This is a genomic window from Pseudomonas rustica (assembly GCF_049959085.1).
Classification (GTDB): Bacteria; Pseudomonadota; Gammaproteobacteria; order Pseudomonadales; family Pseudomonadaceae; genus Aquipseudomonas; species Aquipseudomonas rustica.
This window is the reverse complement of sequence record NZ_CP188200.1, coordinates 4,735,464-4,752,767: the sequence shown is the minus strand read 5'-3', so window position 1 is coordinate 4,752,767 and position 17,304 is coordinate 4,735,464. Positions and strand designations below refer to the sequence as shown.

Below are 17,304 nucleotides of genomic sequence, written 5' to 3'. Positions count from 1 at the left end.
CTTCGCGAGCAAGCTCAGCTCCTACAAAAGAATTCAATAGCCGACGAAGTAGTAAGCCTGCCGCCCAACCTTCATGGTCTTCAGCACTTTCAGCGGCGCTACAGGCTCAGTATCCGCCGAGATCACCGCCACATTCGTCGCTGCCGCTCCCAGAAACTCCCGTAACTGCGCCTCCGTATCCAGTCCCTTCAGCACACTCTGCGTATAAAACACGCTCGCGCCGCCCACCCGCTCATTCGCCTGAAACAACGCCACCTGATGACCACTGGCCTGCAGCGATTGAATGTGTTCCGTCAGCGGCAGAAACGACAGGTGTTTATCCGCATTCGGCAGCGCCCACTGCGCCGCAAAGAGATAACCGGCGATCACCACAGCCAATAAGCCGAACGCCAATGCCTGACGTCGTCGAGCGATCCAGCCTACAAATCGATTCGCCGATTCGTACGCTTTCAACCGCTCAAACAACACAAATGCATACTCAGCCGCGATCACCGCAGCCGCCGGCGTCATCGACATCAAGTACACCGTGCGCTTGCTCGACGCCAACGTCAGCATCACAAACTGCGCCACGATCCACAGGCTGAAAAACAGCAGATACCGATTAGCCTTCAACTCTTTACGGAAGTGCCACAGCCCCAGATACACCAGAATATTCCACGGCAAAAACGCTTGCGGCAGCTTGGCGAGGTAGTAATAAAACGGCTCGTAATGCCCGGCCTCAACGAACGATCCGCTGAAACGTCCGACACTGTTGGTCAGCAACACCTCTCTGACCGCTTGCGCACCGCCATGCTGATAAAGCACCACCAGCCAGATCAGCAGCGGAATCAAACCGACCACGGTGAGCAATCCCGGCCGCAACCAATCTCTGATCTTCAGGCGCCGGTCGATCAGGTTGTCCGCCAGCAGATAAGCAAAAATCACCACGCCAGGCATCGCCAAACCGAGCACGCCTTTACTCAGCGTCGCGATGGCGATGCCGACGACAAACAGCAGCGAATTGCCCAGCGTCGGCACTCGCTGCGCCTGAAAAAACGCCAACAACGCCGCCGTCACGCCGAGCGCCAGCAGCGCGTCTTCGCCAACGCCACGTACGTTGCTCCAGTAACTGGCCATGGTCGCCAGCAGAATCCCCGCCGTCCAAGCGACCCTTTTCGGCCGCTCGAAGCGACGCAACATGCCGTACAACAACATCACGCTAAACAACCCGGCCACCGCCGAGGCCAACCGCACCGCCCACGGCGAAACGCCGAACACGCGCATTGCACCGGCGTCCAGCCACAAACTCAGTGGGGGTTTTTCCAGAAACGCTTCGCCGAACAGACGCGGCGTCACCCAGTCATTGTCCAGGTGCATTTCCATGGCGATGCCGGCGACGCGGGCCTCGGTGGAGCCTTGCAACTGATGGTTGCCCAGCGCAAAGAAAAACAGCAGGGCGGCAAGCAGAAACAGCGAAGTGACGGCACGCGACATGGCGTTCAGGCTACCGAAAGGGGCGGGAACCCCGAGCATACGTCGGCAATGCTGAACAATTCGTGAAGCTTAAGCGAGTGGTCGCGACCAACGTTTGTCCGGTGTTTCGAACCGCGGATTGACCAGCGCCGTCAGCACATGATCCTGCCAGCGTCCGGCAATGTTCAGATACGCCTTGGCGTAACCCTCACGCTCGAAACCCAAGCGCTCCAGCAACCGCGCACTGCGCTCGTTGCCGGGAATATAGTTGGCCATGATCCGGTGCAGATTCTGCCCCTCGAACATGTACGCGATGCCAGCCTCCAGCGCTTCCTGCATCAAACCCTGGCCCTGATGGGTTTCATCGATGTGATAACCCAGATAACACGCCTGAAAAGCCCCGCGAATAACCCCGCTGAAATTGCACGCGCCGATCATCTGCTGGCCGTCCGGCGACAACAGCGCGAAATGCATCGCCAGCCCGGCCTCAAACGCACTGGCCTGAATCTCGAGACGTCGACGGATTTGCGCGGTGGAGAAATATTCAGTGGTACGGATCGGCGACCACGGCGCGAGATGGCGCAGGTTGCGGCGATAGAACTCACTTTCGAGTTCCGCCTGATCCGGGGCAAGAATCGCCAGCGTCAGGCGTTGGCAGGGCAGGGTCAACAGCGGCATCGGACGTTCCGGTCGGCGGGGTTGTCAGACAGCATTGCCCGACACCGCAGAAAATACAAACCGGTTGATGTTCTGTAGGAACTGCCGAGGGCTGCGATCTTTCGCTCCTGCGTTTTCAAAATCAAAAAATCGCAGCCTTCGGCAGCGCCTACACGGGAAACCTTGAACGATGAGGAATTTCAGGCAAAAAAAAGCCCGCAGGAGCGCGGGCGAACCGTAGTTTCTTGAATGAGCGAGCGAACTTTACAGGTTCGGTCGGGCAGGGGCAGTGAAGAAAAATTCATCTCGTTTGCGGCCGCTCTAGCCCGGTTCAAGGCAGGTAATCAGCGGTAAAGTCGGCTTCCGAACGTGCGCGCAATCGACCTTTGCGACAGGCCAATTGAAAGCGTTCGAAGTCGCGTTCATTTTGCGCGGTGTAGCTTTGCGCGTACTTCAACAACGCATCGGCCAGCGCATCGCTTTTGCCGATGTAGCCGCTGATTTGCGCGGCTTGCCCGGACGCTTTCGCATGCGCGCGGGCCAACGCACGACCGCAAACCCGTCCATAGGCGGCGAACGTTTCAGCGTCGAAGGTTTCCAGTTCGGCGGAGATTTTCATGTCGCGCAGTTGCCGCACATAGAAATGCCGACCGTTGGGCCCCGTCGTCCAGCCGAGAAACAGATCGCTGGCCGCCTGCATTAAACGCTGACACTCGACCACGCGCTGACCTTCGTGGCGCACCGGCGATTTGCCTTTGACGTAATCGGCAAGCACCGAGCGCCGCGCCTCCTTGAATTGCAGAAACAGCGGAAATTCCTGATCGTCGGTCATTAGCGCCACCAGACAACGGGTGCCGACACTGCCGACGCCGACCACTTTGAACGCCATGTCTTGCACATGAAACCGCGACAACAATTCGCGACGATCAGGTTGCAGCGTGCCGCGATAATCGCGCATGAACATCTCGTAAAGCGGACGCCAGTCCGACAGTCGCAGCCAGTCATCCTCGGCATCGAGCAACGTGGAGTTGTTGTGCAGATGGAAAATTTCCGGCAAGTCATCGCGAATAATCAGACGCCCGTGTTTATCGCGCTCGCTGATCTTCGGCAGCAGTCCTGCGTGAGTGCGCTGCTCAGCTTTTTCGATAGCGCGCTGCACGTGTTCAAGCGTGGTTTTGCGCGCCTGCGCGAGCAAGTCGGTGTAACTGATCGACTCGTACCAGTTCTCCAGCGAACTCTGTTCGGCGCACTCCAGCAGGGTCGCTTGATACGCGCCGATCATGTCGCGACACACCGACTCTTCGACCGAATCGCCGTGGCGCAAGTCGCGCGCGGCAACCACCAAACTGGCGGCCAGACGTTTCAAATCCCACTCCCACGGCCCGGGATGTGCCTCGTCAAAATCATTGACGCTGAACAGCAGATTGCGCTCCGGCGTGGCGAAACCACCGAAATTCATCAGATGACAATCACCGCAGATCGGCGAAATCAAACCCATGGTCGCCGTGCTCGACAAGTCATGCGCCTGCAACAACGCATTGCCGCGAAAAAACGTAAACGGCGACACCAGCATCCGTCCGTAACGCAACTCCACCAACGACTCGACACGCCCTTGACTCGACGCCTTGATCAGCGGAATCGGATCACGACTCATCTTGCCCGTCGAAGCCTGAGCACTACGCGGGCACTGCTTGCGTGCGTCCTTGCCGGTTTGCATGCGGTCTTTTAAGGAAGTCATGATCACTCGGGTGTCGACGTTGAATGGCATGTGCGCTGTGAGTGTAGAAGCGCTTTCGCACTTCACCCGCAAGGTTTGCACCGCGCGCGATCTGCGATAACGTCCAACCGACCTCACGTTCCAAAAACGGAGAGCCTTGTGCTTTCACTGTTGATTTCGCTACTGCTGGCCTTCCTTGTTGGCCTGGTGTCCCAACGCATGGGCATGTGCCTGGTCAACGCGGTCGGGCAATTGTTGCGACGCCGGCCGACACTGTTTGTGTCGCTGGTTTCCTGCGGTCTGTTTGGATTGTTGCTGGGGCCGTTGTACGGATTGTCCGGGTTCAGTCAGCCGCTGTTTATTCCTGAAGTGGGCTATTGGTCACTGGTGCTTGGCGGCTTGTTGTTCGGTATCGCCTCGGTGCTCAACGACGGATGCAGCGTCGGCACCCTGACCAAACTCGCCAGCGGTCATCTGGCGAAAATATTTACAGTGATCGGCTGGGTGCTGGGCATCGTGCTTTGGCACCACCTCAACATGCTCACTGAACATAAGATTCAGCACATGGCGGAGATATCCAGCCATCAGTATTGGCTGACTATCGGCATCGTCTTACTGGTTCTGGTGTTTTTGTCACAGATGCATGGCGATCGGCGTGTGGTGGTTTCGAGCCTGCTGCTCGGCGCTCTGACCAGCGCGCTCTACACGTTCGAACCGCAGTGGACGCCGAGCGTGTTCTTTTATGACTTGTCGCGGATGTTCTGGGCGATGGATGAGGGCGCGTTGACGGTTCAGCGAGTGGCGGTGTTTGGCATGTTGCTGCTGGGGATGCTGGTGTACACGTTGCAGCGACGGACGTTTTGTTATCAGCGGTTGCAGTGGTTGCCGGTTGTTCGGCATTTACTGGCCGGGATGCTGATGGGGATTTACACCCGTACAACATCAGCCAGAAGGTCGAGGTGATCGTCGAGCATTTTCGCGCCAATATTCGCGGTCTGCTCAATGGTCAGGCCAAGGCCATGGTAGTGACGAGCAGCCGTCAAGAAGCTGTCCGTTATCAGCTGGCATTAAAAGCTTATGTGCAGCAGATGGGTTACAACGATGTGCACCCGCTGGTGGCGTTCTCCGGAAGCGTATTATCGGATGAAGTAATCCCCGAAGAGGTGACGGAAAATAGTAGCCTGCTCAACGCGGGCCTTAACGGTCGCGACCTGGCGGACGCTTTCGACACCCAAGACTTCAACGTGATGATCGCGGCCAATAAGTACCAGACCGGCTTCGATCAGCCCAAGCTGTGCGCCATGTACGTCGACAAAAAGCTGCAAGGTGTGGACTGCGTGCAAACCCTATCGCGGTTGAACCGCACCTTTGGTGACAACAAGCAAACCTTTATCCTCGACTTCTTTAACGAGCCGCAGGATATTCTCGACGCCTTCTTGCCGTACTACACCAAGGCCGAGCTGACTGATGTGACCGACCCGCAGATCATTTATGACCTGCAGAAGAAGCTAGATGCCGAGGGCATCTATTACTGGCAAGAGGTAGAAGCGTTTGCCTTGGCCTTCTTCGACCCTAAGGCGCAAGCCAGCAAGCTCAGTTATTACTGCGCGCCGGCCAAAGAGCGTTTTGCCAAGCGCTATGCCTTCTCGCTTGAATCTCGTCAGCAGGCGCTTGATTACAAACGAACCGCTGAAGCCAATGGGGATAGCGTCGGCTTGAAAAAAGCCGAGCACGCGCTGAAAGAAGCCGGTGAGCAGGTTGATCAGCTCGACCTGTTCCGCAAGAACCTGCAAGGCTTTGTGCGCCTGTACGAGTTTCTTTCGCAGATAGTGCCTTACGAGGATCGTGAGCTGGAGCAGTTGTGTGTGTACGCAAAGCACCTGCATCCGCTCTTGCGTGTAGATCGCCTGCTACAAGACGACGTCGATGTGGGCGAGTTGCAGTTGAGCCACTACCGCCTGAGTAAGCGCGCCGAACACCAGCTTCGCCTGCACGAGGAAACTGGCGAGTACACTCTTAAACCTGGCAGTGATGTGGGCAGCGGGAAGCCCCATGACCCAGAGAAGAAGCGTTTGTCGGAAATCATTGATGCATTGAACGATATCTTCGGTGCTGAAGTTAGCGATGACGATCAACTGCAATTTCTCACTGGCATTGCTCAGCGCATCAGCCGCCAGGAAGATGTGATGGCCCAGGTGAACAACCATTCGGTTGATCAAGTGATGCACGGCCTGTTTCCCAAGCGCGTCCTCGACACCGTGCTGGACGCCATGACCGACCACGAGAAGCTGTCACTGGAAGTATTGGATAACGAAACGAAGAGCCGGGCGTTTGCACTGGTGATTTTGAAGATGCTGAAGACAGCCGCAGCCCTCGATGACAGCGGCGTGCGCGGCGACTAGAAAGTCGCGAGCAGGGATAGGGAGTAATTGTGGCAATTCCGGATTTTCAAAGCGTGATGCGTCCAGTGCTGAGCACCGTTCAAAACGGTGAGTCGCTGCCGCTCAATGAGTTGCGTGAGCAAGTGGCGGATCAGTTTCAACTGACCGAGGACGAACGTAAGGAACGCCTGCCTTCCGGTCATCAGACGGTGATTAACAATCGCGTAGGCTGGGCTCGCACTTATTTGAACAAGGCGGGGCTGCTCTGCATTCCAGCCAAGGGCATGGTGCAGATCACCCCACGCGGTCTCGATGCTTTGGCCAAGGGGCCGCAGCGAATCACGGTGAGCTGGTTAAAGCAGTTTCCCGAGTTTGCGGATTTCCATACGGCCAAGCCTCAATCTGTTGAAGCATCCGCCATGCTCAATGTTGATATTGCCGAAATTACACCAGACGAGCAGTTGGCCGATGCGCATCAGGCGTTGATGCAATCCCTCGTAGAGGAATTGCTGGCGCAAGTTCGGGCGGCCACCCCCAGCTTCTTCGAACAGTTGGTGGTCGATCTGATGATCTCTATGGGTTACGGCGGTTCGCGCAAGGAGGCCGGAAAAGCGACCCAGGCGACCAATGATGACGGCATCGACGGCATCATCAAAGAAGACACGCTTGGCCTCGACGTGATCTACCTGCAGGCAAAACGCTGGGCCAACACGGTGCATCGCCCGGAGATCGACAAATTTATCGGCGCACTGACTCGCCAGCGTGCGCGCAAGGGGGTGTTTATAACCACCTCGGAGTTCTCCGACGGAGCCCGCACTGCCGCGCTTGGATTGGATATCAAAGTTGTGCTGATTGATGGCGTTGAGCTTGCGCGGCTGATGGTCGAGAACAATTTGGGCGTCAGCGTTAAGCAGGTCTACGAGGTGAAGCAGCTGGACAGTGATTACTTCGCGGGAGAGTGACTCGTTGCTATGACAGCGTTTATCGAAATTCGGTTTGGCTTCTACGGCTTCCATCACGCCATTTTCCAGAATCAAAACGGATCTGGCAGGCACAAAAAAGGCACCTGCGAGAAACGCTAAGTGCCTGATTTGTAACGCTTATTTGGTGGAGCCGGGGGGATTTGAACCCCCGTCCGCCAGTACTCCGCTGTCGGTACTACATGCTTAGCCGTTTCTATTAAGTTAACCCTCAGCGACCCGAAGGGCAGGGTGCTTTGGGCGAGTTGTGTAAGTTTTAGCCGCTTCGTCCACAACGTACTGCACGGCGATTCTGTTCTATATGACAATCACTTTGGGTTTACAGACATCCCCTGGTGATTGCTGGACCCGAAGGTACCAGAAGCTCAGGGCTAAGGCTGCTTACGCAGCGAGAGCGAATTCCTGGCCGTAGTTTTCGTCATTGGCAACTATAAGTAGTTGCAACAGTGGATTTACGACTTCTGTTACCAAGTCGGCATGCACCTAAAGTTTCGCAACCGGCGTCGAATCCTAAACGGCCCCGAACTCATTGCTCAGTACATCTGTTTGAGCAACAAGCCTGTGCAGTGTACGTCAATCGGCCGGGAAGGCCAACCCGAAGGTTGGCTTCCGGGTGTGTCAGTTACGCGTTGGATTGCGGATCTGCATTTTCGTGATCATGCCGTTGGTGATTTCAACGCATTTGCCATCGTCCCCGGCAGCCTGCGCCTTCATGGCGTCTTCCTGGGCGGTCTTGACGTTGTTCAGCGAGGTTTCCGGAATGGAAGGCTGGCTGGTGACAAAGTCTTTGATAACTTGAAGATTCCCGGCACACAGGTCTTTATCCGCCGCAAACACCGGCGACGCCAGAAGTGCACCAGCGATGAACAATCCAGCAATTGCAGAATGCTTCATGGGTATCTCCTTGAACGGTAGGTCTCGGTGCTGCCGGACGGTCTGGCGGCGATGCCGAGGTCATAACAGGCTACGTTAGCGTAGGGCCTGTTCAATCGACCGTCGCGCTACGCAGGAATTCGGTTTTTTTTACATCTGGTATCAAAACGCCTGCTCACGATCACTTCTTGGTGTCCCCCGAGGTTTTCTGGATTTCCAGAATTGTTTGCTGGGTTTCCGCGACGCAGTCGTCAATCTTGCCTTGGGCCTTGAGGGCTTGGGCTTTTGCCACACTGGCGGAGACGCGCGCGTTCAGCTCCGATGAAGTCTGATACTCCGATTTCGCGTTATTGATGGTTTGCAGATTGGCTTCGCACAGGCTGTCTGGTCCAGCGGCAAACGAAGTCGACGCCATCACCGAGGCAGTAACGAACAGACCGAGCAGTACAGAACGTTTCATGTGTATCTCCTTGCGCTGAGGGATCCAGACTTCGCTGACCCGGAGTGCCGGTCACCGAAAGAAGGAACGGCCCCGAGTGTTCGGGGCCTGTTCTGTGGACTGCGGTCTTGCGCAAGGGTTCTGTTTTCTTCAGCAGGCCTTCGCCTGAGTGACTCGATCGACCAGATAAACCAGACCGTGATAGTCGATGCCGCCGTGTTGCGTCAGGCCGATTTCGCAGGTGCGACTGGTGGAAATTCCCTCACTGCAATGTTGCACCGCGTCCTTCAAAGTGCGTAGCGAATGGCTGTTCAGCTCCGGCGTGGTGAAGCCCTTGTCGCCGGCAAAACCGCAGCAGTGAATGCCTTCCGGAATCACCACGGTTTTGCTGCATTTGCGCGCCAGATCGATCAACGCTTGGCTTTCGCCCAGGTGCTGAGTGCTGCAGGTCACATGCACGGCAATCGGTGCGTCTTGCGGGGTGAAATCCAGTCGATCGAGAAGATGCGTACGGATGAAGCGCACCGGGTCGTACAGATCCAGACGGGTTTCTCCTCCGTCTTGAACCAGGCGCAACGTGCATGGGCTGGTGTCGCAATAAATCGGATCGAGACCGCCGCGACTGGCGTGGAGCAAGGCGCTGATCAACTCCTGACGCTTGTGTTCGGCTTGCTCGGCGTAGCCTTTTGAGGCGAAGGGCTGACCGCAGCAGAGGTTGTCCTGATTGTCCGGGAAGACCACTTGGTAACCGGCCTTTTCCAGCAGACCACGGGTTTTGTCGTAGAGCGACATCTGCTCTTTATCACCCGCCGCCGGGCCCATGACTCGCGAGACACACGCGGCCAGATACACCACACGCGGGCGTTCGTCCGACACGTTCGGGCTGAAGCGAATGACTTTCTCCGGTTGCGGCATCGCATTTGTCCACAACGGTACCTGGCCTTTGGACAGGCGCGTAATCGTTGCCGACAGTTTCGCCAGACGCGGCGCGCCGAGCATCATCCGCGCACCATTAGCGACATGCAGAGTGAAGCGTGCCCCCTGCAGAGTCTTGGCGAAATTTCCTTCAATCCAGTCAGCCGTTTTCTGATGCGTTGCGTGTCGGCCACGGAGCTTTTTCACCAGCTCGCCGGTGTTGATGCCTACAGGACAACGTTGTGCGCAGAGACCGGTGGCGGCGCAGGTTTCGATGCCTTGGTATTCGTAGGCTTTTTCCAGTTCGGTGGTGTCGACGCCGGCACGTTTTTTCGCCTGAATATCGCGCCAGATCACGATGCGCTGGCGCGGGCTCAGGGTCAGTCCTTTCGACGGGCAAACCGGTTCGCAGAAGCCGCACTCGATGCACTTATCCACAATCTCATCGGCCGCCGGCAGTGGCTTCAGGTGCTTGAGGTGGATCTGCGGATCTTCGCTGAGCACCACGTCCGGGTTGAGAATTCCGTTAGGGTCGAGCAGCCGTTTGAGCTGCCACATCAGTTGGTAAGCGTCGCTGCCCCACTCCAGTTCCACGAACGGCGCCATGTTGCGCCCGGTGCCGTGTTCGGCTTTCAGCGAGCCGCCAAACTCCACGGCGACCAGTTGCGCGACGTCATCCATGAACGCTTGATAGCGTGCGACTTCTTCCGGGTTGTTGAAGCCTTGAGTGAAGACGAAGTGCAGATTGCCTTCCAGCGCGTGTCCGAAAAGGATCGCTTCGTCGTAGGAATGTTTGTCGAACAACTCGATCAAGCGGTTCACACCGATGGCCAGTTGTTCGACCGGGAAGGTCACGTCTTCGATGATCACCGTGGTGCCGGTTTTACGTACGGCGCCGACGGCAGGGAAGGTGTCTTTGCGAATGGCCCAGAGTTTGACGTTTTCGGCAGGGTCTTCGGTGAAGTCGATCTGCTTCTCCACCGGGAAACCATTGAGCGACGCCATGACCTGCGCCAGTTGTTCCTGTAGGAGTGCAGAGGTCGCTGCGCGGGATTCGATCAGCAAGGCGCAGGCATTCTTCGACAGCTGTTGTACGAAAGCGGGCATGCCGGGTTTGTCTTGCACCGAGCGCAGACTGCGGCGATCCAGCAGTTCTACGGCGGACACCGGTTGGCTTTTCAGCACGGTAACCGCGTTGCAGCAGGTTTCCACATCGGGGAAGACGATCAGCGCCGAGGCCTTGTTCGGGTGATCGATTACTGTGTCGTACGTCACCGCGCTGATGAAGCCGAGCGTGCCTTCGGAGCCGACCAGCAAGTGGCTCAAGATATCCACAGGGTCATCGAAATCCACCAAGGCGTTGAGTGACAGGCCGGTGGTATTTTTCAGACGGTATTTGTGGCGGATTCGTGCAGCGAGTTCGGCGTTGGCGCGGGTCTCGCGGCCTAAAGTCGCCAAGCGTTCAAGCAGATCGCCGTGGCTGGCGTGGAATGCCGCGACACTCGCCGCGTCTTCGGTATCGAGCCGTGTGCCATCGGCCAGCACCAGACGAATGCCGGCCAGCGTGTGATAGGTGTTTTGCGCGGTGCCGCAGCACATACCGCTGGCGTTGTTGGCGACGATGCCGCCGATTTTACAGGCATTGATCGACGCCGGATCCGGGCCGATCTTGCGTCCGAACGGCGCCAGCCACGCATTGGCTTGCGCACCAATCACGCCCGGTTGCAGGCGGATTTGCGTACCTTGGCCACGAATCTCGCGCGCGTTCCAGTTATCCCCAAGCACAATCAACACGGAATCGCTGATTGCTTGCCCGGACAGACTGGTACCCGCCGCGCGGAAGGTCACCGGGACATGGTCACGTTGAGCCAACTTCAGCAGCGCCACGACTTCGTCTTCAGATTCAACGCGGATCACCAACTGCGGAATCAGCCGATAAAAACTCGCATCGGTGCCGAAGGCCAGCGTCGATAACGGATCATCAAAACGGCGCTCGGCCGGAATCAGTTGCTGCGCATCACGCAGGAAATTCACTGGAAGCGTCATTGGTCCTCCAGGATCAGCACCACGAGGTCTTTCGGGCCGTGGGCGCCGTAGGCCAGCACTTGTTCAATGTCGGCGGTTTTCGACGGGCCGGACACCAGCAACGCATTGGTCGGCATGCCTTGCGCCCATTCGAATTCCTGTTGAACCTGATAAAAGTTGTCGCGGATTTCGCTGGCCTTGAGCAGAGCGAAATGCACCGGCGGCACCAGACTCATCAGCCGTGGTTCTTCGCGGGTTGGCCACAGGATGAGGCTGCCGGTGGCGGCGATCGCGCCAAGGGTGCCGGTGAGGCTGGCCGGAGTGTCGTTGAACAGTTCGGCTTTCCATTCTTCCATCGGCCGGTCGTAGGATTTCAGCGTCGGCAGCTCAGGATTATTCGCCCAGTGTTGTGTGATTTTCTGCCCGTGGGCGGTAGTCGGTGCAATCAACAGGCTCGGTAGCTGACGATCACGCAGCAATTGCGCAAGCAGCGCTGGCCACTCTTCGCCCGAGGTCATGTGGATTTCGGTGTGTACCGCTTCCATCAGTTTGCGCAGTTGCGGGATGCGTTGTTCGGCGCTGTAGGTGTACGGCTGCGTTACCAGATCGATATCGAAGTCGTCGGCTATCGGCGTGGTGCCGGTCAGACTTTTCCGCAGTTTGCCGAGGATATTTTGCTTGGCGCTCATCAGCGATCTCCCTGTTTGGCCAGATGCTCGCGGGCCATGTCGTGCAGTGAGCGGGCGGCGGGTTTTGGGGCGCTGTGGTTTTGTGTCCACGGGCCGACGTTGCTTGGCGTCAGCGCCCGCAGGCGCGTGGCGAAGAATCCGAATAATCGATACAAAATTGGCGAGCTGTTGAGCCTGGCCCAGGCGTTCCAGATAAAACGTTCCTTGCGCGAATACTTGCTGCCCTGACCGCGCATCACTTGATGGGGACTGTCCGGGGCTTTGACGTTTTCTTCGCGCAAGCGCCGCAGGATTGCCGGGATGGGAATTTTTACCGGGCAGACTTCACCGCAGGCACCGCACAGCGATGACGCGCTCGGGTGATCCGGAACCTTGGCCAGGCCAACCATGTGCGGGGTGATGATTTTGCCAATCGGCCCCGGATACACCTCGCCATAAGTGTGACCACCGACGCGGGTGTATACCGGGCAATGGTTCATGCAGGCGCCACAGCGGATGCAGTTCAGGGTCTGACGCAATTCACTGTCGGCGAAAGCCTGGCTGCGACCGTTGTCGAGCAGCACAAGATGCACTTCCTGCGGGCCGTCGAGTTCGTGTTCTTTGCGCGGGCCGGAGATCATGTTGACGTAAGTGGTGATCGGAATGCCCAGCGCCGAGCGTGTCAGCAGCGACAGTAACGGCACCACGTCGCGCAAGTTTTCCACAACCTTTTCGATGCCGGTGACGGCGATGTGCACCGGCGGCACGGTGGTGGTCATACGGCCGTTGCCTTCGTTTTCCACCAGCAGCAGGGTGCCGGTTTCGGCGACGGCGAAGTTGACACCGGAGACGCCGATGTCCGCTTCGAAGAATTTCTGCCGCAGGACTCTGCGACCGATTTGAATGAGTTGGTCAACGTCCTTGGTGTATTCCACGCCAAGTTTGTCGTGGAACAAGGACGCGACCTGACCGGCATTCTTGTGGATCGCCGGCATAATGATGTGTGAAGGCTTCTCGTGGTCGAGCTGGACGATGTATTCCCCCATATCCGACTCCAGGCATTCAATGCCTTGAGCCTCGAGGAAATGGTTCATCTCCATCTCTTCGCTGACCATCGATTTGCCCTTGATCACTTGCCGCGCCTCGTGAGCACGGATGATCGATAAGACGATGCCATTGGCCTCGTCCACCGTTTCCGCCCAGTGCACTGTCACACCGTTGCGGGTCAGGTTTGTTTCCAGTTGCTCGAGCAGGTCGGGCAACTTGGAGAGCGCGCGGGCTCTGATCGAGTTGCCCAGAGCACGCAAGTGTTCTCTTTCGTGGGCATCGCCGAAAGCCGCTGCCCGTTTGGTCATCAGTGAATCCATCGCAGTACGGAAGTTTTTCCGCAACTGCTGATCACCCAAGGCGTTGTGCGCCCGGGTGCGGAAATCTTCTTCTACGGCGACCGTAGGAATAATCGCGGAAGTGCTCATTGCGCACCTCCGGTTCGTTGCCACAGAAAGCTGGCGAGATGTTGCCCGCGTAGCGTTTCTTTTTGTTTCTCCAATGCGCCGTTGATGTTCATCAAACAGCCACAGTCGGCGCTCAAGACCTGATGCGCGCCGGAATCCTTCAGCGATCGGGTCTTGTCAGCCACCATCGCGCCGGAAATGTCTGGCATACGGACGCTGAATGTTCCGCCGAAGCCACAGCATTCGCTTTCGTGGTCGTGGTTGACCCGTTCCACGTTGCTCAACTGCGCCAACAACTCGCGACCGTGCAGGTGGGTGTTCATTTCGCGGCGTGCCGAACACGAAGTGTGCAGGGCGACTTTGACCGGGTCGCCGCTGTCCTTGAGCTGCACCTTGCAGACGAACAGCAGAAACTCGGCCAGTTCATAGGTGCGGGCCGCGAGGGCCTGAACCTGTTTCAACGTGTCCGGCTCGTCCTTGAACAAGTCGGCGTAATGCTCGCGCAGCATGCCCGCGCAGGAACCCGACGGCACCACCACCGGATAATCGCCGGCAAACAGCGCCAGTTGCGAGCGCGCTACCGTCCGCGCCTGCTCGGTGTAACCCGAGGTGTAGGCGGGTTGACCGCAGCAGCTCTGCCCTTGCGGGTACTCGACCCGAATCCCTTCGCGCTCCAGCAAGTGGATCGCGTCCATACCGGCTTCGGGGTAGAACAGATCAACCACGCACGTCCCGAACAGATAAACCCGCGACGGTTTCTCGCTGGGGTATTGCCGAGGTTCGGGCAGTGGCGGTGCCACGCGGGTCGCGTTCGGCACAGCGTTGTAAAAAAGCTCGCTCATCAGGCGTGTCTCCGGGTGAACCCGGTTATCCGTCCGCTGAGGCTGCTGAATATAGAGAGTGTTGCTTTCAGCAGCCTTACAGACCGGGTGGTGAATTGCTGACGCCGGCATCACGAACCGGCGTCGGTTTTTTCCATGGTTCTTGTAGGTTTAGTGCACCAGCATGCCGGTGAACCAGTAGGCCTGAGCCAGGGTGATCAGACCGACAATCGTTGCAAAGAATAGGCTGTGCTTGAGGGTGAAGCGGAACAGATCCGATTCCTTGCCCACCAAACCGGTCGCGGCGCAGGCCACGGCGATCGATTGTGGCGAGATCATTTTGCCGGTCACGCCGCCGCTGGTATTGGCCGCTACCAGCAGGACGTCATTAACGCCGATCTGGTGTGCAGTGGTCGCTTGCAGCGAACTGAACAGTGCGTTGGACGATGTATCGGAACCGGTCAAGAACACGCCGAGCCAGCCGAGGAACGGCGAGAAGAACGGGAACGCCGCGCCAGTGCCGGCCAGCACGAGGGCCATGGTCGAGGACATGCCGGAATAATTGGTGACGAAAGCAAACGCCAACACCATGCCGATCGACAGAATAGGCCAGCGCAGTTCGTAGAAAGTCTCTTTCAAAGTGGTCAGACCAGTTTTGAAATTGATCTTCAGCACCAGCATCGAGATCAGCGCCGAGAAGAAAATCGCCGTGCCGGTCGCGGAAATCGGATCGAGTTTGAACACCGCTGGAATCGCGGTTGGCGCAGCAACGATCGGTGCGGTCTTGATCACCAGTTGATCAAGGTGCGGAATCGCAAAGTTGAACACCCAGCTGTACATCGAGCCGCCAGCGGCGAACATCGCTTTGAAAGGCTTCAGCGTCCAGATGGTCACCAGCACGGTGAGGATCAGGAACGGCGACCACGCTTTAAAAATTTCCCCGAGGCTGTAAGGCGAAGCCACGGTGGTGCGCTTCTGGCCGAAACCACCGACGCTGGCGGTAATCGCTGCGCTGGAGGTAGCGCCTGCGATTTGTGCGCCGGCGGCGCGTTTCGGTTGCCAGACTTTGAGGAACAGGGTCAGGGAAATCAGGCTCGCTAGCGCCGAAGTGATGTCCGGCAGTTCCGGGCCAATGAAGTTGGAGGTGAAGTATTGGGTGATGGCGAAGCTCAGGCCCGCGACCAATGCAGCCGGCCAGGTTTCACGAACGCCGCGCAGGCCGTCCATCATGAACACCAGCCAGAACGGCACGAACAGCGACAGCAGCGGCAGTTGGCGACCGGTCATGGCGCCGATCTTGAACGCGTCAATCCCGGTCACTTGGCCGGCAACGATGATCGGAATCCCCAAGGCGCCGAACGCAACCGGTGCGGTGTTGGCGATCAGGCACAGGCCAGCGGCGTACAGCGGGTTGAAGCCCAGTCCGACAAGCAATGCCGCAGTAATCGCCACGGGCGCGCCGAAACCGGCGGCACCTTCCAGGAATGCACCGAAGCAGAAACCGATCAGCAGCACTTGCAGGCGCTGGTCGTCAGTAATCGATAACACCGAACTGCGAATGACCTCGAACTGACCACTTTTCACCGTCAGTTTGTAGAGGAACACCGCCGCGACAATGATCCAGGCAATCGGCCACAAACCGTAGGCGAAACCATAACCGGCGGCGGCGAAAGCCATGTCGACCGGCATCTGAAACGCGAAGATCGCCACGGCAATCGACAGGGCGAGGGTGATGCTCCCGGCCACGTGGCCCTTGAGACGGAACACCGCCAGCGCGAGGAAAAAGAACACGATGGGGATGACGGCCGCGAGTGCGGACACGCCGAGACTGCCGAGCGGGCTGTAGAGCTGTTGCCAGGTTTGCATATGGGGTGGCCCCTAATTGTTGTTGGTCAGGCACTGTCAGCGTTCTTGGTTAATTGGTAAGACCAATTTACAATCGCTGTTGGCTAGGGTAAAAGCCTTGGTGTCGGTGTGTCAATTTGTCGCCCTAAAACTTTTGTCGAACGTGCAGCGCAGATCGCGTCTGATCCGCTTCGACGAAGTGGCGTCTGGTAGGTGTCGGCAAGGCGCCGATAGGCCAGAATAGAGAGCCCGGCGAGCGGTCGGGATCGTGGAGAAGTGAGTTATGGGGTTTGATCAGATACGTCAGCGCCGTTTGTCTGACGATATTGTCGAGCGACTCGAGGGGATGATCCTTGAGGGCACGCTGAAGTCCGGTGAACGGCTTCCGGCGGAGCGCACGCTGGCCGAGCAATTCGGCGTATCGCGTCCGTCATTGCGTGAGGCGATTCAGAAGCTCGCGGCCAAAGGCTTGCTGGTCAGCCGTCAGGGCGGCGGCAATTATGTGGTGGAAAGCCTGGGCTCGACGTTCAGCGATCCGCTGCTGCATCTGCTCGAAAACAATCCTGAAGCGCAGCGCGACTTGCTCGAGTTTCGCCACACCCTGGAGGCATCGTGTGCCTATTACGCAGCATTGCGCGCGACGGACGTCGATCGTGAACGGCTGACGGCGGCGTTCGATGAGTTGCAGGATTGCTACTCGCGCCACGACGAAGTCAGTCGGGTGGAGGAGGGCGCGGCAGATGCGAAATTCCATCTGGCGATTGCTGAAGCCAGTCATAACGCGGTGTTGCTGCACACCATTCGTGGCTTGTTCGATTTGCTCAAGCGCAACGTGGTGACCAACATTGGCGGCATGTACAAGCAGCGCACGGAAACCCGCGACATGCTGATCACCCAGCATCGGGAATTGTATCTGGCGATTATTGAAGGTCGCGCGGAGCAGGCGCGGGAAGTCTCCAGCCGACACATTTTGTATGTGCAGGAAGTGCTGGAAGAGGTGCGGCAGGAGGTTCAGCGCATGGCTCGGGCGGAGCGGCGCAAGGGCATGTGATTTTTTAAAGCAAAAGATCACAGCCT

13 protein-coding genes, 1 other RNA gene and 1 pseudogene are annotated in these 17,304 nt (G+C 57.8%); 4 read left to right on the top strand and 11 right to left on the bottom strand.

The window, feature by feature from the left end; genetic code table 11:
- Positions 1–33: 33 nt before the first annotated feature.
- The 3 genes from ACP3TY_RS21720 to ACP3TY_RS21710 all read right to left on the bottom strand — a co-directional run bounded on the left by ACP3TY_RS21720 (position 34) and on the right by ACP3TY_RS21710 (position 3,847).
- Positions 34–1,473 (bottom strand): ArnT family glycosyltransferase, encoded by a 1,440-nt coding sequence (locus tag ACP3TY_RS21720; RefSeq protein ID WP_426618452.1) that lies wholly within the window; start codon positions 1,471–1,473, stop codon positions 34–36.
- Between the two features lie 69 nt (positions 1,474–1,542).
- Complete coding sequence (rimJ, locus tag ACP3TY_RS21715) at positions 1,543–2,130, bottom strand: ribosomal protein S5-alanine N-acetyltransferase (RefSeq protein WP_426618451.1); 588 nt, start codon at positions 2,128–2,130, stop codon at positions 1,543–1,545.
- Positions 2,131–2,440: 310 nt separating this feature from the next.
- Complete coding sequence (locus ACP3TY_RS21710) at positions 2,441–3,847, bottom strand: DUF2252 domain-containing protein (protein WP_426618450.1); 1,407 nt, start codon at positions 3,845–3,847, stop codon at positions 2,441–2,443.
- Positions 3,848–3,985: 138 nt separating this feature from the next.
- Between ACP3TY_RS21710 and ACP3TY_RS21705 the strand changes: the two genes are divergently transcribed.
- The 3 genes and pseudogenes from ACP3TY_RS21705 to ACP3TY_RS21695 all read left to right on the top strand — a co-directional run bounded on the left by ACP3TY_RS21705 (position 3,986) and on the right by ACP3TY_RS21695 (position 7,169).
- A complete protein-coding gene (locus ACP3TY_RS21705) occupies positions 3,986–4,789 on the top strand; it encodes a YeeE/YedE thiosulfate transporter family protein (protein ID WP_426618449.1) in 804 nt (267 codons plus the stop codon).
- Positions 4,753–6,228 (top strand): annotated as a pseudogene (locus ACP3TY_RS21700) (type I restriction enzyme subunit R domain-containing protein); the annotation flags it as partial. The gene ACP3TY_RS21705 and the pseudogene ACP3TY_RS21700, both read left to right, overlap by 37 nt.
- A gap of 29 nt (positions 6,229–6,257) precedes the next feature.
- Positions 6,258–7,169 (top strand): restriction endonuclease, encoded by a 912-nt coding sequence (locus ACP3TY_RS21695; protein ID WP_426618448.1) that lies wholly within the window; start codon positions 6,258–6,260, stop codon positions 7,167–7,169.
- 143 nt (positions 7,170–7,312) lie between these two features.
- On the opposite strand, the gene ssrA is transcribed toward ACP3TY_RS21695, so the two are convergent.
- The 8 genes from ssrA to ACP3TY_RS21655 all read right to left on the bottom strand — a co-directional run bounded on the left by ssrA (position 7,313) and on the right by ACP3TY_RS21655 (position 16,248).
- Positions 7,313–7,709: a transfer-messenger RNA gene (ssrA, locus tag ACP3TY_RS21690) on the bottom strand.
- 96 nt (positions 7,710–7,805) lie between these two features.
- Complete coding sequence (locus ACP3TY_RS21685; RefSeq protein ID WP_053117006.1) at positions 7,806–8,081, bottom strand: hypothetical protein; 276 nt, start codon at positions 8,079–8,081, stop codon at positions 7,806–7,808.
- Between the two features lie 160 nt (positions 8,082–8,241).
- The gene (locus ACP3TY_RS21680; RefSeq protein ID WP_053117007.1) at positions 8,242–8,520 is read right to left on the bottom strand and encodes a hypothetical protein; all 279 of its coding nucleotides are present in this window, start codon (positions 8,518–8,520) and stop codon (positions 8,242–8,244) included.
- A 129-nt stretch (positions 8,521–8,649) separates the two neighbouring features.
- The gene (locus ACP3TY_RS21675) at positions 8,650–11,460 is read right to left on the bottom strand and encodes an FAD-binding and (Fe-S)-binding domain-containing protein (protein ID WP_426618447.1); all 2,811 of its coding nucleotides are present in this window, start codon (positions 11,458–11,460) and stop codon (positions 8,650–8,652) included.
- Entirely contained in the window at positions 11,457–12,128 is a 672-nt protein-coding gene (locus ACP3TY_RS21670) for a LutC/YkgG family protein (RefSeq protein WP_426618446.1), read from the bottom strand. The genes ACP3TY_RS21675 and ACP3TY_RS21670 overlap by 4 nt, the downstream gene beginning before the upstream one ends.
- A complete protein-coding gene (locus tag ACP3TY_RS21665) occupies positions 12,128–13,582 on the bottom strand; it encodes a LutB/LldF family L-lactate oxidation iron-sulfur protein (protein ID WP_426618445.1) in 1,455 nt (484 codons plus the stop codon). The genes ACP3TY_RS21670 and ACP3TY_RS21665 overlap by 1 nt, the downstream gene beginning before the upstream one ends.
- Entirely contained in the window at positions 13,579–14,403 is an 825-nt protein-coding gene (locus ACP3TY_RS21660) for a (Fe-S)-binding protein (RefSeq protein WP_426618444.1), read from the bottom strand. Before ACP3TY_RS21660 ends, ACP3TY_RS21665 begins: the two co-directional genes overlap by 4 nt.
- A gap of 150 nt (positions 14,404–14,553) precedes the next feature.
- Entirely contained in the window at positions 14,554–16,248 is a 1,695-nt protein-coding gene (locus tag ACP3TY_RS21655; RefSeq protein WP_426618443.1) for a lactate permease LctP family transporter, read from the bottom strand.
- A gap of 262 nt (positions 16,249–16,510) precedes the next feature.
- On the opposite strand from ACP3TY_RS21655, the gene ACP3TY_RS21650 reads away from it, so the two are divergent.
- A complete protein-coding gene (locus ACP3TY_RS21650) occupies positions 16,511–17,278 on the top strand; it encodes an FCD domain-containing protein (protein ID WP_212544105.1) in 768 nt (255 codons plus the stop codon).
- Positions 17,279–17,304: the final 26 nt, after the last annotated feature.

Coding starts and splice junctions, on each gene's coding strand:
- ACP3TY_RS21720 (WP_426618452.1), bottom strand. CDS start 1,473: ATGTCGCGTGCCGTCACTTCGCTGTTTCTGCTTGCCGCCCTGCTGTTT.
- rimJ (WP_426618451.1), bottom strand. CDS start 2,130: ATGCCGCTGTTGACCCTGCCCTGCCAACGCCTGACGCTGGCGATTCTT.
- ACP3TY_RS21710 (WP_426618450.1), bottom strand. CDS start 3,847: ATGACTTCCTTAAAAGACCGCATGCAAACCGGCAAGGACGCACGCAAG.
- ACP3TY_RS21685 (WP_053117006.1), bottom strand. CDS start 8,081: ATGAAGCATTCTGCAATTGCTGGATTGTTCATCGCTGGTGCACTTCTG.
- ACP3TY_RS21680 (WP_053117007.1), bottom strand. CDS start 8,520: ATGAAACGTTCTGTACTGCTCGGTCTGTTCGTTACTGCCTCGGTGATG.
- ACP3TY_RS21675 (WP_426618447.1), bottom strand. CDS start 11,460: ATGACGCTTCCAGTGAATTTCCTGCGTGATGCGCAGCAACTGATTCCG.
- ACP3TY_RS21670 (WP_426618446.1), bottom strand. CDS start 12,128: ATGAGCGCCAAGCAAAATATCCTCGGCAAACTGCGGAAAAGTCTGACC.
- ACP3TY_RS21665 (WP_426618445.1), bottom strand. CDS start 13,582: ATGAGCACTTCCGCGATTATTCCTACGGTCGCCGTAGAAGAAGATTTC.
- ACP3TY_RS21660 (WP_426618444.1), bottom strand. CDS start 14,403: ATGAGCGAGCTTTTTTACAACGCTGTGCCGAACGCGACCCGCGTGGCA.
- ACP3TY_RS21655 (WP_426618443.1), bottom strand. CDS start 16,248: ATGCAAACCTGGCAACAGCTCTACAGCCCGCTCGGCAGTCTCGGCGTG.
- ACP3TY_RS21650 (WP_212544105.1), top strand. CDS start 16,511: ATGGGGTTTGATCAGATACGTCAGCGCCGTTTGTCTGACGATATTGTC.